Below are 16,047 nucleotides of genomic sequence, written 5' to 3'. Positions count from 1 at the left end.
GCAGCGCCACCATCGCGACGCTGCTTTCCGACCGGCCGGGCCGGCTGACTTACAGCCGATTTGCGGCTTATCCGCGGCTTATCTGCGGCCGCGCGGGGCCGGCTTGGCGCCCTTGGCCGGCGCGGCGGCGGCCGGCTTCTTGACCTTGATGGTGTCGAGGATGGACGCGCGCGGCTTGGTGTCGAGCGACTGGCGCGCCGTCAGCGAGCCGGTCAGCGCGTTGGCGCGCGGCCCCTGCTGGCGAGCCTGCGGCTGGGCGCTGGCGGCGATGCCGGAGCGGGCGCCCTTGGCGCTTGGCGCCGGGCCGGACGGCGTGCGGCGGCTCGGATCCGGCGCATTGCCCTCGCCCGCCGACCACGACGGGATCAGGTGCTTGTCGCCGTTGCCGATCAGGTCGCCGCGCCCCATGGCCACCAGCGCCTCGCGCAGGATCGGCCAGTTCTCCGGATCCTGGTAGCGCAGGAAGGCCTTGTGCGTGCGGCGGATCTTGCCGCTGCGCGCGGTCTCGACCACTTCCGAATCCTCGCTCACCTTGCGCAGCGGGTTCTTGCGCGTGTGGTACATGGTGGTGGCCATGGCCATCGGGGTCGGCATGAAGGTCTGCACCTGGTCCAGCTTGAAGTTGTTCTTCTTCAGCCACAGCGCCAGGTTCAGCATGTCGAGGTCGGTCGTGCCGGGGTGGGCCGCGATGAAGTACGGGATCAGGTACTGCTTCTTGCCCGCCTCCAGCGAGAAGCGGTCGAACATTTCCTTGAACTCGTCGTAGGCACCGATGCCCGGCTTCATCATCTTCGACAGCGTGTTTTCCTCGGTGTGCTCCGGCGCGATCTTCAGCAGGCCGCCCACGTGGTGGGTCACCAGCTCCTTGACGTACTCCGGCGAACGCACCGCGATGTCGTAGCGCAGGCCCGACGAAATCAGGATCTTCTTCACGCCGGGAATCGCGCGCGCCTTGCGGTACAGCGAGATCAGCTTGCTGTGGTCGGTGCCCAGGTTGACGCAGATCGACGGGTACACGCACGACAGGCGGCGGCACGATTGCTCGATCTTCGGGTCCTTGCAGGCCAGCCGGTACATATTGGCGGTCGGGCCGCCGAGGTCGGAGATGGTGCCGGTGAAGCCCTTGGTCTTGTCGCGGATGTGCTCGATCTCGCGCAGGATGGACGGCTCCGAGCGGCTCTGGATGATGCGGCCCTCGTGCTCGGTGATCGAGCAGAAGGTGCAGCCGCCGAAGCAGCCGCGCATGATGTTGACCGAGAAGCGTATCATCTCCCACGCCGGAATCCGCGCCTTGCCGTAGGACGGGTGCGGCGCGCGCGCGTAGTTCATGTCGTACACGCCGTCCATCTCGTCCATGCGCAGCGGCAGCGGCGGCGGGTTGAGCCAGACGTCGCGCTCGCCGTGCGCCTGCACCATGGCGCGGGCGTTGCCGGGATTGGACTCCAGGTGGAACACGCGCGAGGCGTGCGCGTACATCACCGGATCGGTGCTGACGGTTTCGTACGACGGCAGCCGCACCACGGTCTTGTTGTGCTTTTCCCTGGCCATGGCCTGGCGCTCTTCGCGGCTCATGATGCGGATCGGCTTGATCACCTCGACCGGCACCACCGGCTTCGGCTCGACCATGCCCTCGTCCGCCTCGGCCTTGGCGCCGCCGTTCTCGGTGGCGCACGAGGAGGTGTTCTGCTGCACCATCATGTACGGATCGGGATGGGTGTCGATCTTGCCCGGCACGTCGACGCGGGTGCTGTTGTGCACGCCCCAGTCCTGGTCCGGCAGCCAGCCGGCCGGCACCATGAAGGCGGTGCCGCGCAGGTCGCGGATGGTCTTGATGTCCTCGCCGGCGGCCATGCGGTGGGTCAGGTCGACCAGCGCGCGCTCGGCGTTGCCGAAGATCAGCAGGTCGGCCTTGGAATCGGTCAGCACCGAGCGGCGCACCTTGTCCGACCAGTAGTCGAAGTGGGCGATGCGGCGCAGCGACGCCTCGATCGAGCCGATCACCACCGGCGTGCCGGGGTAGGCTTCGCGCACGCGCTGGGCGTAGACGGTGACGGCGCGGTCGGGGCGCTTGTTCGGTTCGCCGTTGGCGGTGTAGGCGTCGTCCGAGCGGATCTTGCGGTCGGCCGTGTAGCGGTTGACCATCGAGTCCATATTGCCGGCCGTGATGCCGTAGTACAGGCGCGGCTTGCCCAGCGCGCGGAAGGCCTCGGCCGAGGTCCAGTCCGGCTGGGAGATGATGCCGACGCGGAAGCCCTGCGCCTCCAGCAGGCGGCCGACCAGGGCCATGCCGAAGCTGGGATGGTCGATGTAGGCGTCGCCGGTGACGAGGATGACGTCGCACTCGTCCCAGCCGAGCGCGGCCATCTCGGCGCGGGACATCGGCAGGAAAGGCGCAGCGGCAGCGCGGGCAGACCGCTTGGGGACGGTCGCAAATAAATTGGTAGGGGAGCTCATATCGGACAGCATTGTACCGGAAATGCCCCCGCTCCGCTCATGACTGAAAGAAAAATTCTTTTAGTATTCAATCACTTGAGTGTAAATGATGAAGGATTTACATTGCTATAGTCCGCAACTTTGCTATAACGGTTAGATACCTGTCACCGGGAGACCATCATGCGACGTCGTCTTTATTTCATGCTGCCCGACGTGCCGAGCGCCCGTTCCATGCTGGACGAGTTGCTGCTGGCGCGGATCGAGATCGGCCATATGCGCTTCATGGCCAGGGATGCGCTGCCGTCGGACATGCCGGACGTCAGCTTCATGCAGAAAACCGATCTGGTGCATGGAGCCCAGCTGGGCGTGGTGATCGGCGCCATCGTCGGCCTCGGCGCCGGCGTGTTCCTGACGCTGTTCCCGGTGGACGGCATGACCTTGCGCACCGCCGCCATCCTGCTGGTGGCCCTGGGCGGGGCGATCTTCGGCGGCTGGGCCTCCGGCATGAACGCGGCGGCCGTGCCGAATTCACGCCTCAAGCCGTTCGCCGCGCGCATCGAGCAGGGCCAGGTGCTGTTGATCGTGGACGTGCCGGTGCGGCGCGTCGAAGAAATCGAAGAGATGATCGCCAAACGTCATCCCGAAATCAGCTTTGGCGGTATGGAACCGCCGATGCTGGCGTTTCCGTAACGCCGGCCGCCCGGGGACTTAGGTTCCCCGGGTCCTCGAACACCACCCCGCAAACCGCAGCCGTGGGGTCGGACCCCGTACGGGGTCCGACCCCTGTGGCCGCGTTGCGGGTTTAAATTCCCATGCTCGACAGGATGTTGCCCAGCTCGCGCAGGGCCGGCTCCAGTTGCGGATGCTGCGCCGCGAACCTGGCCGAGATTTCCTGCGTGCGTTCGGCCAGGCCGTAGGTGGTGCTCTCGCCCGGCGCGGCCTGGGCGGCGGCGCGGCGCTCCAGCAACTGCTTGATGTCGCCGTCCAGCTGCGTCAGCAATTCCTGCAGTTCATCGTCGATCGGGCCGGCGCTGGCCAGGTGGCTGCGCAGGGAACTCAGTGAAGTCTTCAGATTGCTGTCCATAATCACCCCTAGTCGGTAAATTTCGTGGCGACGTAAAGTTCTTCGACTTTAGCGCGGGCCCACGGCGTCTTGCGCAAAAATTTCAGGCTGGACTTGATGCTCGGATCGCTGATGAAGCAGTTGATGTCGATCCGTTGGCTCAGCTGTTCCCAGCCGTAGTGCGCGTGCAAACGGGTCACGATGGCTTCCAGCGTCACGCCGTGCAGTTCGTTGCTCATGGTTCTATCTTACTCATAAAATGAAAGGGCCGGACTCGATTCTTACACAAATCGAGCCCGGCCCCTGCTTCCTTGCGTTGCTGCGGCTTATTTGCCGTTCAGGCCACGGCGCTCCAGCAGCGGTTCGATGATCGGATCGCGGCCGCGGAAGTTGCGGAACAAATTCATCGCATCGTCGGTGCCGCCGCGCGACAGCAGCTTGGCGCGGAACCAGTCGCCGTTCTCACGCTTCAGGCCGCCTTTTTCCTTGAACCATTCCACGGTATCGGCGTCCAGCTTCTCCGACCACAGGTAGGCGTAGTAGCCGGCCGAGTAGCCGCCCGAGAAGCTGTGCGAGAAGTAGGTGGTGCGGTAGCGCGGCGGCACCGGCGCGAAGTCCACGCCCATGTCCTTCAGCGATTGCGCCTCAAAGCCCAGCACGTCGGTCGGAATCTGCGCCGGGGTCAGCTGGTGCCAGCGCTGGTCCAGCAGCGAGGCCGACAGGTACTCGGTGGTCAGGAAGCCCTGGTTGAATTTCTTCGAGGCGATGACCTTGTCCAGCAATTCCTTCGGCATCGGCGCGCCGGTCTTGTAGTGCCTGGCGTAGTTGGAAAGAACCTCGGGCCACACGGCCCACATCTCGTTCACTTGCGACGGATATTCAACGAAGTCGCGCGGCACGCTGGTGCCGGAGAAGCGCGGATACTTCACGTTGGAGAACATGCCGTGCAGCGCGTGGCCGAACTCGTGGAAGGCGGTCTTGACTTCGTCGTAGGTCAGCAGCGTCGGCTCGCCTGCTGGCGGCTTCGGAATGTTGAGGTGGTTGGCCACCACCGAATGCGTACCCAGCAGCGACGATTGCGAGCTGTACTCGTTCATCCAGGCGCCGCCCTGCTTGTTGCTGCGGGCGTACATGTCGGCGATGAAGATGGCCAGCTGCTTGCCGTCGGCGTCGAACACGTCGAACACGCGCACGTCCGGGTTGTACACCGGCAGGTCCTTGCGCTCCTTGAACGACAGGCCGTACAGCTTGCCGGCGGCGTAGAACACGCCATTGGTCAGCACGTTGTTGAGTTCGAAGTAAGGCTTGAGCTGGTTCTCGTCAAAGGCGAAGCGCTGGGCGCGCACCTTGTCGGTGTAGAAGGCCCAGTCGGAGGCGTCGATCTGGAAGCCGCCCTTGTCGGCGTCGACCACGGCTTGCAGGTCGGCCGCCTCCTTCCTGGCGTTGTTGACGGCCGGCTTGGCCAGTTCGCCCAGCAGCTTGTTGACGGCTGCGGTGTCGTGCGCGGTCTGGTCTTCCAGCGAGTAGGCGGCGAAGTTGGCGTAGCCCAGCAGGGTGGCTTTCTCGGCGCGCGCCTTGGCGATCTTCAGCACCACTTCGCGGCTGTCGAACTCGCCGCCGTGGCTGCCGCGTGCCAGCGACGCGGCCATCAGGCGTTCGCGCACGGCGCGGTTGGTCAGCACCGCCAGCGGCGGCTGGCCGCTGGTGTTGACCAGCGCGACCAGGAACTTGCCGTCCATGCCCTTGGCCTTGGCCGCTGCTGCGGCGGCATCGATGGCGGCGTCGGTCATGCCGGCCAGCTCTTCGCGGGTGTCGACCACCAGCGCCGAGGCGTTGGTTTCCTTCAGCACGTTCTGGGTGAAGGTGGTCTGCAGCGTAGCGATGGCGCCGTTGATGGCCTTCAGTTTTTCCTTGTCGGCGTTGGACAGCTTGGCGCCGGCGCGGACGAAATCGGTGTGATAGCGTTCCAGCAGGTGCCTGGATTCAGCGTCGAGCTTGAGCTTGTCGCGGTTGTCGTACAGCGACTTCACGCGGGCGTACAGCTTGGGGTTCAGGTAGATGGCGTCGCCGTGGGCGGCCAGCTTGGGCGACATCTCGCTATCGATCGCGTCCAGCTTGTCGTTGGTGTTGGCGCCCTGCAGGTTGCCGAAGGTGGTCTGCACGCGGGTCAGCAGCTCGCCGGATTTCTCCATCGCGACGATGGTGTTCTCGAAGGTGGCCGGCTTCTTGTTGTTGGCGATCGCGTCGATTTCCTTCAGCTGGATGCGCATGCCTTCGACGAAGGCTGGCTTGAAGTGCTCGTCCTTGATCTGGTCAAATGCCGGGTAGTGGAACGGCAGCGTGCTGGCGGCGGCCAGCGGGTTGCCGGCCAGCGCGGCGGCAGGCGCGGCCAGCACGGTCGAGGAGAAGGCCAGGCCGAGGGCGGCCGCGACGATGAGCATTTGAGGACGGGACATGATGGGATCTTTCATTAAACGCCGGGGAAAAATGCTGACGCGGCGAAGCGCAGCATGGAAGCGCAAGATGATATCAGGGTGATATGGCGGCAGTCACGGGCAAAAAATGCTGCACTGCACTTGGTTGGAAAGCAGCGGCTTTTTCCGAAGAATACTTTGTCGAATTGGCATTTTTGCGGCTACACTGGGGTTCCCTTGCAACATCACCGCAGAAATGAACACTCAACAGCTGAAACGACATTGCCTGCAATACCCCGGCGCGGTGGAAAGCCTGCACGGCGAACCGTCCAACATCCTGGTCTACAAGGTCGAGGACAAGACCTTCGCCTACTTCAAGACCAGCGAGCCGGAGCGCTGGCGCTTCAGCGTACGTGTGACGCCGGACCGCTTCCTGGAGCTGACCGACGTGCCGGGCGTGAAGCCGGCCCGCTACATGGGACGGTTTCACTGGGTGACCATCGTCGACGTGAGCAAGTTCCCGGCCGACTACCTGGCTGAGCTGGTGGCCGGCTCCTACCGCCGCGCGGTGGAGTCGCTCAGCAAGGCCAAACAAAAAGCGCTGGCAGCGCACGATGGATAAGGAGAGCAACATGAAGGATAGCCGCACGAAACGTCTCATCCCGTTGGCCGGCCTGCTGGCCGCCGGCTGTTGCGCCGCCGCCGTCTCCGTCGCCACCTTCAAGCAGGTGATGCCGCCGCCCGGCCTGTACCAGATCGATAGCGACGGCACGCTGCGCATGCCCGACGCCGGCACCAGCGCCCGCCAGCAAACGGACGGCGCCAGCGGCGACGTCTCGGCCACCACCACCGGTCCCGGCGGCAAGTATCAGCAGAACTTCAAGGGCAACGGCCCGATCCGCCTTTGCCTGCCCGCGCAAGCCAAAGGCACGCCGGTGCTGCCGCCGGCCCTGGGCGCGGCCGCCTGCAAGACGCTGTCGACCACCGGCAGCGCCGACGGCATCGTCCACATCGCCCAGTGCGCCAGCGGCCGCTACCAGCTGACCGTGCGGCGCCTGAGCGAAACCACCTGGGAATTCATCGACCGGATCGACCTGGCGCCCACGCCCGGCGCACCGAACATGGAAGCGCTGCGGCCGATGATGGAGCAGATGGCAAAGCACGGCACGCCGGAAGAGCGCGCCAAGGCCCAGCAGGCGCTGGCGACGCTGCCGCAGCAGCAGGCCAAGATGGATGCCGGGCGCGCCCAGGCGATGGCGGCCATGGCCAAGGCGCAGGCCGACGCCAGGACGCCGGAGGAAGCGGCTGCCGTGGCCAAGGCCATGCAGGCGATGGGGCAGACCGGCATCCGCATGCAGGCCGACGCCCGCCGGGTATGGACCCGCATCGGCGAGCACTGCAGCAACTGAGTCAGGCAACCGAGTCAGCGGCGTTCGAAGCGCCGGTCCGGGATGAACCAGATCATCGCGACCGCGACGTAGATGGCGAAGCCGGCCATCGGTTCCAGCAGCGACACGCCGATGCCGACCAAATACAGCAACGTCGACAGCTGGCCCTTGCGGTCCTTGCCCAGCGCTTTGCGCAGCGCCTCGTTATTGGCCGCCAGACACCTCGCCAGGATGAGGTAGGCAATGCTGGACATGAACAGGATGAAGCCATAGCAGGCCAGCGGCAGCGCGGCGAAATGGTTCTCGCCCATCCACCCCGTCACGAACGGCACCAGCGACAGCCAGAACAGCAAATGCAGATTGCCCCACAGCGCGCCGCCGCTGACCTGGCTGACCGTGTGAATCAGATGGTGGTGGTTGTTCCAGTAGATGCCGACGTAAACGAAGCTCAGCACGTAGCTCAGGAACACCGGCCACAGCGGCTGCAGCGCCGCCCAATCCGCGCCGTGCGGCACCTTCAGCTCCAGCACCATGATGGTGATGATGATGGCGATCACGCCATCGCTGAATGCTTCCAACCTGCCCTTGCCCATGCGCCGCTCCTTTTCGATCAGCGCATTGTGATGCAACTTGTAGAGACTAGCAACCCGGCAAAGGGCTGATGCTGATGTCGCCGGTCAGCGGCAGCCCGGCAGGGACACCTCCACCGCTGCGCTGCCCGCCACCACGCGCACGCCCTTGCTGCCCGGCGCGGCCGCGCATTGCACGACGTAGGTCTGCTCGCCGCGCATGCCGGGGAAGCTGCCCTGCCACGGCGCGATGGTCAGCTTGCCGCTGGACTGGGTCCACGTGATGCGCCGCGTCGCCTGCTCGCCGCGCACATAGCCCTGGCCGTCGCCGGCGTCGTCGTACAGCTCGACGCTGCCGTCGCGGCCGGGATAGACACGCAGTTCGACCGGCTGCTCGCTCTGCTGGTCCGCGTACTGCAGCACCGGCCCCAGCGGCAGGATGCTGCCGGCGCGGGCGAACAGCGGAATGGTCGCGATGTCGGCCTTGGCGGCGACCACCTTGCCGCCGGCGTAGCGCTTGCCGGTCCAGAAATCGAACCAGTCGTTCTGCGCCGGCAGGTAGACAGTGCGCACGTCCGTGTGCGGCGTCATGACCGGCGCCACCATCAACGCCTGGCCGAACATGTACTGGTCGGCCGTGGCCACCGCCTGGGCGTCGCTGCGGAAGTCCATTGCCAGCGCGCGCATCATCGTGCCGTTGCGGCTGGTGACATCCCACGACGCCGAATAAATGTACGGCAGCAGACGGTAGCGCAGCTGCGTCACGTCGCGCAGGATCTTCTGTGTGGCCGCGCCGAAGCGCCAGATCTCCTTGCCCTCGCCTGTGCCGTGCACGCGGAACATCGGGTTGAAGGCACCGAACTGGTACCAGCGCGTGTACAGCTCTGCATAGCCGGGTTCGGCCGGATCGCCGCCGAAGAAGCCGCCAATGTCGGCCGCCCAGTACGGAATCCCGCTCAGCGTGAAGTTCAGCGCGGCCGGGAGCTGGGCGCGCAGCACGTCCCACGTGCCCATGGTGTCGCCGGACCAGGTGATGGCGGCGTTGCGCTGCTGGCCGCTGTAGGCCGAACGCGTCAGGATGAAGGGCCGCTTGGCCGGCGCGGCCTGCGCCGAGCCTTCGAACACGGCCGTCGTGTGCAGCAGCGGATAGGCGTTGTACACCTGCGCGCCGGGGCCGGCGGCCGTGGCGACGTCGCGCATCTGGCCCCACCATCCGCCCAGCTCGGCCTCGCTGGCGTCCAGCCACCAGCCGTCCCAGCCGGTCTGGCCCATCGTGCGGTTGATCTGCTCCCAGTACAACTTGCGGCCGGCGGGCGCGTAGGCGTCGTACCAGCGGCCTTTGCCGGCCGGGTAGACGTTGTTGTACAGCTCGGGATACAGCATGCCCGCCTTCTCCAGCTCCGCCGCGTTGCCGGTGCCGGCGTCGAACCGGGCCCAGACCGAAACGATGGCGTGCACATGCTGCGCGTGCAGCTGGTCGAGCATGCCCTTCGGGTCCGGGTAGCGCGCCGGGTCCATCTGGTGCTCGCCCCAGGCGCCCGGCTGCCAGTACTGCCAGTCCTGGACCACGGCGTCCAGCGGCACCTTCAGCGCGCGGTAGCGCGCCGCGATGCCGAGCAGCTCGGCCTGGCTGGCGTAGTGTTCCTTCGACTGCCACAGGCCCCAGGTCCAGCGCGCCATCATCGGCGCGCGCCCGGTCAGTTCGCGGTAGCCCGCCACCACCTGGTCCAGTTCCGGGCCGAGGATGAAATGGTAGTCGACACCCTGGCCCGCCTCGGAGCGGAACACCAGCGGATACGGCACGGCCGGCAGGCCGGCGTCGATCTGCGTGACGGACGCGTTGTTCCACAACACGCCGAAGCCTTCCGGCGTCGTCAGCATCGGCACCGCCACGTCGCGGTTGGCCTGCTGCAGGCGCACCGACGTGCCGCGGTAGTCGAGCTTGCCGTTCTGGTGCTGCCCCAGCCCGAAGACCGGGCCGGAATAATCGAATCCCTGCATGACGCCGGCTTTCGAGGTGTCGCGCCCGGCCTCCGCCAGCAGCTGCTTGCCCTGCGCATCGTGGAAGCTGACGCCGCCACCGGCCTTGGCCACGCGCACCGACAGGGCCGACGTCGCCAGCTGGTAGTAGTCTGCGGTCTCGGTGAGGCGCCAGTCGACGCTGCCGGACGGGGCGATCACGGCCGGGTTGTAGTTGCCGTCCCAACCCGCCGCCGGGCCGGCCAGCACATGCACGATGCGCTCGCTCCACGGCTCGATCCGCACGGTTCCCTGCGCGGTCGTCACCAGCAGGCCGCGCGCGCTCTTGGTTGCGGCCGAAACGGCCGGTACGCCGGTGTCCGCGCGGGCCGGCATCGACGCCGCGCACAGGGAAGCCAGGGCCAACGCGACAGCAGCGCGCAACAGATTTTTCGTCATGGTATGCCTCACATTGAAGAGCGCCCATTCTATCGGCTCATGCGTCCGTGAAAAATCCGTCCCGCCTGTTTTCCTCAATAATGTTCAGCCCTTTGACCATTTTCGTAATTGCTGCGCAGGCTGGCCGCCTTATTCGCGTATCTCCGGCTCGACCAGTTGCGCCAGCAGCACCAGCGACTCCTGCCAGCCGAGGTAGCAGGCCTCGGCTGGAATGACGGCCGGTATGCCTTCCTGCACCACCTTCAGCTCGACGCCGCAGAACACTTCGCGCAGCGTCACGGTGGTCTGCATCGTGCCGGGCAGGTTGGGGTCGTCGAACTTGCCGGTGTAGACCAGGCGCTGGTTCGGCACCAGTTCCAGGTACTCGCCGCCGAAGTGATGACCGCCGCCGGTGGTGAAGTTGGTGAACGACATGCGGTAGCCGCCGCCCACCGTGGCGTCGAGCGCATGCACCTTGCCGGTAAAGCCGTGCGGCGGCAGCCACTTGGCCAGCGCGTCGGCATCCAGGAAAGCGCGGTAGACGCGCTCCGCCTTGGCCTTCAGTACCCGTTGCAGTTGTACGGTATTGGTAGTCATGATCGTATCTCCTGTGAGTGAGAGGACATCCCTCTGTAGCCTACGACGAACGACGGTGCGCGAATTCGACACGCCGCGCCTATCCTTCCAGTAATAGACAAGTACGCCATTAGCGCCTATCCTGCCCATTTTCAAATTTGAAACATTAAGGATACGCCATGATCCAGACTTTTTCCACTTGGCGGCTGCTGGCCGCGACGCTCGGCGCCACGGTCTCGCTGGCCGGCGGCGCTGCGCAGCTGGCCACGCCGGCGCCCGCCGACGTGCGTGGCTGCAGCGCGCCGGTCTGGCCGAAGGAAGCGCTGCGCAAGGAACAAAGCGGCGTGGTCACCGTGGCCTTCCTGATCGCCGCCGACGGCAAGATCGCCGACGCCAAGGTGACCCGCTCCAGCGGCTTCCCGCTGCTCGACGAAGCGGCGCTGAACGGCCTGCGCTCCTGCCAGTTCAAACCGGCCATCGTTGACGGCAAGCCCGTCAGCGCCTGGCAGCAAGTGCAGTACGTGTGGAAACTGGAGGGCGGCGCGCAGTTGCAGGTCGATCAGCAGGCGGTGACCCGATACCACGACGCGGCGCTGGCCGGCGATGCCGAAGCGCTGTACCTGCTGGCCAAGGCCTACAGCAACGGCGCGGCCAATCAGGCGGTCAGCCTGGAGCAGTTCCGCGCGATACTGGACAAGAGCCTGCCGGAAGCGCAGTTCGAGCTGGGCCATCGGCTGACGACCGGTACCAATGCGCCCACGGACCAGGTCGCCGCGACACTCTGGTACCGCAAAGCCGCAGAGGCCGGCCTTGCGATCGCGCAGCTGGACCTGGGCTACCGCTACGAACACGCCAAGGGCGTCCCGCAAAACTACGCCGAGGCGATGGCCTGGTATCTGAAGTCCGCGGCACAGGGCGACCACCGGGCGGAAAACAATATCGGCATGCTGCATGCCTACGGCCGCGGTGTGCCGCTCGACCTGGCCGAAGCGGCCAAGTGGTATCGCAAGGCGGCCGATGGCGACAATGCCTGGGGCCAGGCCAATCTGGGCTTGTTCTACCTGTACGGCAAAGGCGTTGCCGAAGATGTGCCGCAGGCGCTGCACCTGCTGCAACTGGCAGCTGCCAAGCACAACGCCGCCGCCGAACGCGACCTGTCCACCATGTACCTGAACGGCAAAGGCGTGGCCCGGAACAACGAGGAAGGCTTGCGCTACCTGCGCCTGGCGGCGGCCGACCAGGACGTCAACTCGCAAATCCGGCTGGGCCTGGTGCTATCCCACGGCCTGCTCGGCGTCGCCGCCGATCCCGTCGAAGGCGTGAAATGGCAGCGCGCCGCCAGCAAGGCCGGCAGCGCGGTGGCCGAGAACAACCTGGGCTACGCCTACGAAACCGGCAGCGGTGTGGCGCAAGACTATGCCGCCGCGCGCGACTGGTATATCCGCGCGGCAGGCCGGGGCAACAGCAACGCGCAGGCCGCGCTGGGCGGCCTGTACGAGCGTGGACTGGGCGTCGAGAAGAACCTCGGCCAAGCGGCGGCGCAGTACCAGTTGGCGGCCGCGCAAGACAATGCCGACGGCCTGTATCGGCTGGCGGCCCTGCACGAAGCCGGGCTGGGCGTGCCGCAAAGCGCGCCGACCGCCGCCGCCATGTACCTGCGCTCGGCCAACCTGGACTTCGAAGCCGCCATGCGCCGCCTCGCCACCGCCTACCAAAAAGGCGAGCTGGGCCTGAAGGCGGACGCGGCCCTGGCCCGCGCGTGGCAGGCCAAGGCCGAGCAGCAGGCAGCCGCCCCGCGGTTCGACTTCCGCTAAGTTACACTGCGGTCTTGTACCGGATAAGGATCAACGATGGAAAACTATGTCGAGCTGCTGGAAACCCTGGCGCAGCAGGAAAAGGAATTGCAATTCACAACCTTCACCAGCGACACCGCGCTGGCGCTGGGCCTGAAGGTGATCGAGCTGGCCAGGCAACGCGAGAAGCACATCACCGTCAACGTGACGGTCAACGGCAAGGTGCTGTTCCACCACGCGATGCAGGGCGCGACGCCGGACCAGGCCGACTGGATACGCCGCAAGAGCAACGTGGTGACGCGCTTTGGCCGCTGCTCGTTCCACGTCGGCACCGATTATAAAAATCGCGGCGTGGCGTTCGAGGAAGTGAAGTACCTGGACCCGAAAGAGTACGCGCCCTACGGCGGCGCCTTCCCGGTGGTGGTCAGGAATGTCGGGCTGATCGGCACGGCCGCCGTCTCCGGCCTGCGCCAGGCGGAAGACCATGCGATCGTGGTGGAAGCGCTGCGCGCCGTGCTGGCGTAATCCGCCGCGTCAGTAGTGCGGCGGCGGTTCGTGCGCCAGGGCACCACCGCCGCCGCTTTGCGCCTGGTCGCGCACATGCTGCACCAGCGCCGCGCACATCTGTTCGAGCTTGTCGATCTGCTGCTGTTGCTCGTAGACGCGCTGGTTCAGCGACTCGACGATGTGCTCCTGGTGCGCCAGTTTGATTTCAATATCGACAAAACGGTCTTCGTTGGTGCTCACGGCATACTCCCTGCTGGAAAGCACGCATTCTACCGCCTTGTGGCCTTACTTGAGGTAGACCCCGCCGCAGACCACCATGTCCTCTTCCGGCACGCAATACATGGCCTTCGGTTCGATCTGGCCGCTGACCGGATTGGTGAACTTGTAGTCCTGCCAGAACGGCTGCTTTTTCTTCGCCAGCTCGACGCGCTCCTTGACGAAGGCCTTGCCGTCGACGTCCTTAATTTCCATCAGGTTCTTGCCGATCATCTTGGCGTTGGCGCCGTGCGCGCGCACCACACCGTCCATGCCGTACACGGTCAGGTACAGGTCGCGGTCGGAAAACGGGCCATCCTTCTTGCTGATTTCGCCATAGGTTTTTTCCTTGCCGTTGGCCTTCATGAACTTGACGGCCTTGTGCACCATCGCCTCCGCTTCGGGCTTGGTGGCAACGTCGGCGGCGCGGGCTGCCGGCAGCAGGGCGCAGGCCAGAACGACAGACGCAATGAACTGAGTACGCAAGTATAACCTCCGGTGGAATCGCGCCAGATCGGCACACGCCGATGCTAGCACAAGCCCGGAAAAATTACGTTTTCGGTGTGTTCAACAGTTCCTTCATGCGCGCCAGGCGTTCCTTCGGCGTCAGCACCTCGGACTCGGCCGGCACGGCGTTGCCGACGTCGAGCTCCATTTCCTTGATGAAGCGCGACGGATCGCAGTGCACCTGCTCGCCCGCGCGCTTGCGCTTCTTGCACCAGGTGATCTGCAGCGTGCGCTGCGCGCGGGTGATGCCGACGTACATCAGGCGCCGCTCCTCCTGCACGCGGGCGGCGATGGTCTCGGCCGGCGCGTCGGGATCGCCCTTGTGCGGCAGGATGCCTTCCTCGACGCCGACCAGGAACACGTGCGGATACTCCAGCCCCTTCGACGCGTGCAGGGTCGACATGCGCACCGCGTCCGGGTCCTCATCCTGGCCTTCCAGCATGGACATCAGCGCCACCATCTGCGTCAGCTCCAGCACGTTTTTCTCTTCGCTGTCGCGGTCCTTGCCACCACGGCCGCGCTCCTTGAGCCAGTTGGTGAACTCCAGCACGTTCTGCCACTTGCCCTGCGCGGCGCGCTCGTCGAACATATCGTAGAGGAAGGATTCGTAGTTGATCGCTTCCAGCAAGTCGTCCAGCACCTGCGCCGCGTTGTCGCCGCTGCCGCTGGGACCGGGCCGGCTGGCGCGCGCCTCCAGGTTGTTGATGAAGTTGCAGAACTCGCGCAGCGGCAGCAGCTGGCGGTCGTTCAGCAAGCCCTCGATGCCGCCCTTGAACACCGCCTCGAACAGCGAGCACTGCCATTGGCCGGAGAAGGTGCCCAGCGTTTCCAGCGTCGACTGGCCGACGCCGCGCCGCGGCGTGGTCACGGCGCGGATAAAGGCCGGATCGTCGTCGGTGTTGGCCAGCAGGCGCAGGTAGCTGATGATGTCCTTGATCTCGGCCTTGTCGAAGAAGCTCTGGCCGCCGGAGATGGTGTACGGAATGCGCTCCTTGCGCAGCGTCTGCTCGATGATGCGGGCCTGGTGGTTGCCGCGATACAGGATGGCGTAGTCGGACCACTTGTTCTTGCGCTGGAAATGGTCGGCCGAAATCATGATCGCCACCTGTTCGGCTTCCTGGTCGTCGTTGGCCATGCCCAGCACGTTGATCGGCTCGCCCAGGCCGTGCTCGGACCACAGCGATTTCTCGAACAGCTTAGGATTGTTACCGATCACCGCGTTGGCCGCCTGCAGGATGCGCGTGGTGGAGCGGTAGTTCTGCTCCAGCTTGATCACCTGCAGGTCGGGGAAGTCGGTCTGCAGCGTCTTCAGGTTTTCCACCGACGCGCCGCGCCAGGCATAGATCGCCTGGTCGTCGTCGCCCACGGCGGTGAACATCGGCTTCTTGCCGACGCCCGTCACCAGCAGCTTGACCAGCTCGTACTGGCAGGTGTTGGTGTCCTGGTACTCGTCCATCAGCAGGTAGCGCAGGCGGCGCTGCCACTTGTCGCGCACCGGCTCGTTGTTGCGGAACAGCTCCACCGGCAAGCGGATCAGGTCGTCGAAGTCCACCGCCTGGTAGGCCGACAGGGTCGCCACGTAGCTGGCGTAGATGCGGGCCGATTGCGCCTCGTCCTCGTCCTTGGCGTGGTGCAGCGCGACCGCCGGGTCGACCAGGCCGTTCTTCCACAGCGAGATATCGGTTTGAATGCGGCGCACCACCTGCTTGTCGGTGGTGATGGCCATGTCCTGGATCAGCGAGCCGCAATCGTCGCTGTCCATGATGGAGAAGCGGTCCTTGAGGCCGACGCCGTTGGCTTCCTGGCGCAGGATTTTGACGCCTAGCGAGTGGAAGGTCGAGACCGTCAGCTGCTTGGCCTGCCGGGGCTGCTTGAGCAGCTTGGCGATCCGCTCCTGCATCTCCAGCGCGGCCTTGTTGGTGAAGGTCAGCGCGGCGATGGTGCGCGGATCGTAGCCGCGGTCCTCGATCAGGTGGGCGATCTTCTGGGTGATCACGCGCGTCTTGCCCGAGCCCGCGCCGGCCAGCACCAGGCAGGGGCCGTCAAGGTACATGACGGCCTCGCTTTGCGGGACATTGAGACCGAATTGGGGGGCTTTGGACATCGGGTGACGATCTGGCTGAGGAACAGCCTGTCATTGTACAG

Annotated in this window: 15 protein-coding genes; 5 read left to right on the top strand and 10 right to left on the bottom strand. The window is 65.5% G+C overall.

Annotation, left to right across the window (positions count from 1 at the left end):
• Positions 1 to 78: 78 nt before the first annotated feature.
• Positions 79 to 2,379: a YgiQ family radical SAM protein gene (locus ACEN9O_RS09855; protein WP_495618452.1), complete on the bottom strand. Its 2,301-nt coding sequence runs from the start codon at positions 2,377 to 2,379 to the stop codon at positions 79 to 81.
• Between the two features lie 234 nt (positions 2,380 to 2,613).
• Between ACEN9O_RS09855 and ACEN9O_RS09850 the strand changes: the two genes are divergently transcribed.
• Positions 2,614 to 3,123 (top strand): DUF1269 domain-containing protein, encoded by a 510-nt coding sequence (locus ACEN9O_RS09850; protein WP_495617378.1) that lies wholly within the window; start codon positions 2,614 to 2,616, stop codon positions 3,121 to 3,123.
• 112 nt (positions 3,124 to 3,235) lie between these two features.
• Here the strand turns inward: ACEN9O_RS09850 and ACEN9O_RS09845 are convergent, their stop codons facing one another.
• The 3 genes from ACEN9O_RS09845 to ACEN9O_RS09835 all read right to left on the bottom strand — a co-directional run bounded on the left by ACEN9O_RS09845 (position 3,236) and on the right by ACEN9O_RS09835 (position 5,952).
• Positions 3,236 to 3,517, bottom strand: a complete 282-nt coding sequence (locus ACEN9O_RS09845) for a DUF4404 family protein (RefSeq protein ID WP_495617377.1) — start codon at positions 3,515 to 3,517, stop codon at positions 3,236 to 3,238.
• 8 nt (positions 3,518 to 3,525) lie between these two features.
• Positions 3,526 to 3,735, bottom strand: coding sequence for a VF530 family protein (locus tag ACEN9O_RS09840; RefSeq protein ID WP_495617376.1), 210 nt, complete (start codon positions 3,733 to 3,735; stop codon positions 3,526 to 3,528).
• Between the two features lie 87 nt (positions 3,736 to 3,822).
• Positions 3,823 to 5,952: a M3 family metallopeptidase gene (locus ACEN9O_RS09835; protein WP_495617375.1), complete on the bottom strand. Its 2,130-nt coding sequence runs from the start codon at positions 5,950 to 5,952 to the stop codon at positions 3,823 to 3,825.
• A 214-nt stretch (positions 5,953 to 6,166) separates the two neighbouring features.
• Here ACEN9O_RS09835 and ACEN9O_RS09830 point away from each other — a divergent pair, with 214 nt between their 5' ends.
• Positions 6,167 to 6,532: an MmcQ/YjbR family DNA-binding protein gene (locus ACEN9O_RS09830; RefSeq protein ID WP_495617374.1), complete on the top strand. Its 366-nt coding sequence runs from the start codon at positions 6,167 to 6,169 to the stop codon at positions 6,530 to 6,532.
• A 10-nt stretch (positions 6,533 to 6,542) separates the two neighbouring features.
• Positions 6,543 to 7,319: a hypothetical protein gene (locus ACEN9O_RS09825; protein ID WP_495617373.1), complete on the top strand. Its 777-nt coding sequence runs from the start codon at positions 6,543 to 6,545 to the stop codon at positions 7,317 to 7,319.
• A gap of 14 nt (positions 7,320 to 7,333) precedes the next feature.
• On the opposite strand, the gene ACEN9O_RS09820 is transcribed toward ACEN9O_RS09825, so the two are convergent.
• From ACEN9O_RS09820 to ACEN9O_RS09810, 3 genes are all read right to left on the bottom strand, one after another.
• Positions 7,334 to 7,891, bottom strand: coding sequence for a TMEM175 family protein (locus ACEN9O_RS09820; protein WP_495617372.1), 558 nt, complete (start codon positions 7,889 to 7,891; stop codon positions 7,334 to 7,336).
• Positions 7,892 to 7,975: 84 nt separating this feature from the next.
• A complete protein-coding gene (locus tag ACEN9O_RS09815) occupies positions 7,976 to 10,285 on the bottom strand; it encodes a glycoside hydrolase family 31 protein (RefSeq protein WP_495617371.1) in 2,310 nt (769 codons plus the stop codon).
• Between the two features lie 129 nt (positions 10,286 to 10,414).
• On the bottom strand, positions 10,415 to 10,861 hold the full coding sequence (locus tag ACEN9O_RS09810; protein ID WP_495617370.1) for an SRPBCC family protein: 447 nt from the start codon (positions 10,859 to 10,861) through the stop codon (positions 10,415 to 10,417).
• A 158-nt stretch (positions 10,862 to 11,019) separates the two neighbouring features.
• Between ACEN9O_RS09810 and ACEN9O_RS09805 the strand changes: the two genes are divergently transcribed.
• Positions 11,020 to 12,654, top strand: a complete 1,635-nt coding sequence (locus ACEN9O_RS09805; RefSeq protein ID WP_495617369.1) for a TonB family protein — start codon at positions 11,020 to 11,022, stop codon at positions 12,652 to 12,654.
• A gap of 36 nt (positions 12,655 to 12,690) precedes the next feature.
• A complete protein-coding gene (locus ACEN9O_RS09800; RefSeq protein ID WP_495617368.1) occupies positions 12,691 to 13,158 on the top strand; it encodes a heme-degrading domain-containing protein in 468 nt (155 codons plus the stop codon).
• A 9-nt stretch (positions 13,159 to 13,167) separates the two neighbouring features.
• On the opposite strand, the gene ACEN9O_RS09795 is transcribed toward ACEN9O_RS09800, so the two are convergent.
• The 3 genes from ACEN9O_RS09795 to ACEN9O_RS09785 form a co-directional block, all read right to left on the bottom strand.
• Positions 13,168 to 13,380, bottom strand: coding sequence for a SlyX family protein (locus tag ACEN9O_RS09795; RefSeq protein WP_495617367.1), 213 nt, complete (start codon positions 13,378 to 13,380; stop codon positions 13,168 to 13,170).
• A gap of 45 nt (positions 13,381 to 13,425) precedes the next feature.
• On the bottom strand, positions 13,426 to 13,881 hold the full coding sequence (locus tag ACEN9O_RS09790; RefSeq protein ID WP_495617366.1) for a cache domain-containing protein: 456 nt from the start codon (positions 13,879 to 13,881) through the stop codon (positions 13,426 to 13,428).
• Positions 13,882 to 13,945: 64 nt separating this feature from the next.
• Positions 13,946 to 16,006, bottom strand: a complete 2,061-nt coding sequence (locus ACEN9O_RS09785) for a UvrD-helicase domain-containing protein (protein WP_495617365.1) — start codon at positions 16,004 to 16,006, stop codon at positions 13,946 to 13,948.
• Positions 16,007 to 16,047: the final 41 nt, after the last annotated feature.

Source organism: Duganella sp. Dugasp78 (genome assembly GCF_059491455.1).
Note: the sequence above shows the minus strand (reverse complement) of the source record. Positions and strands in the feature narration are given on the sequence as shown.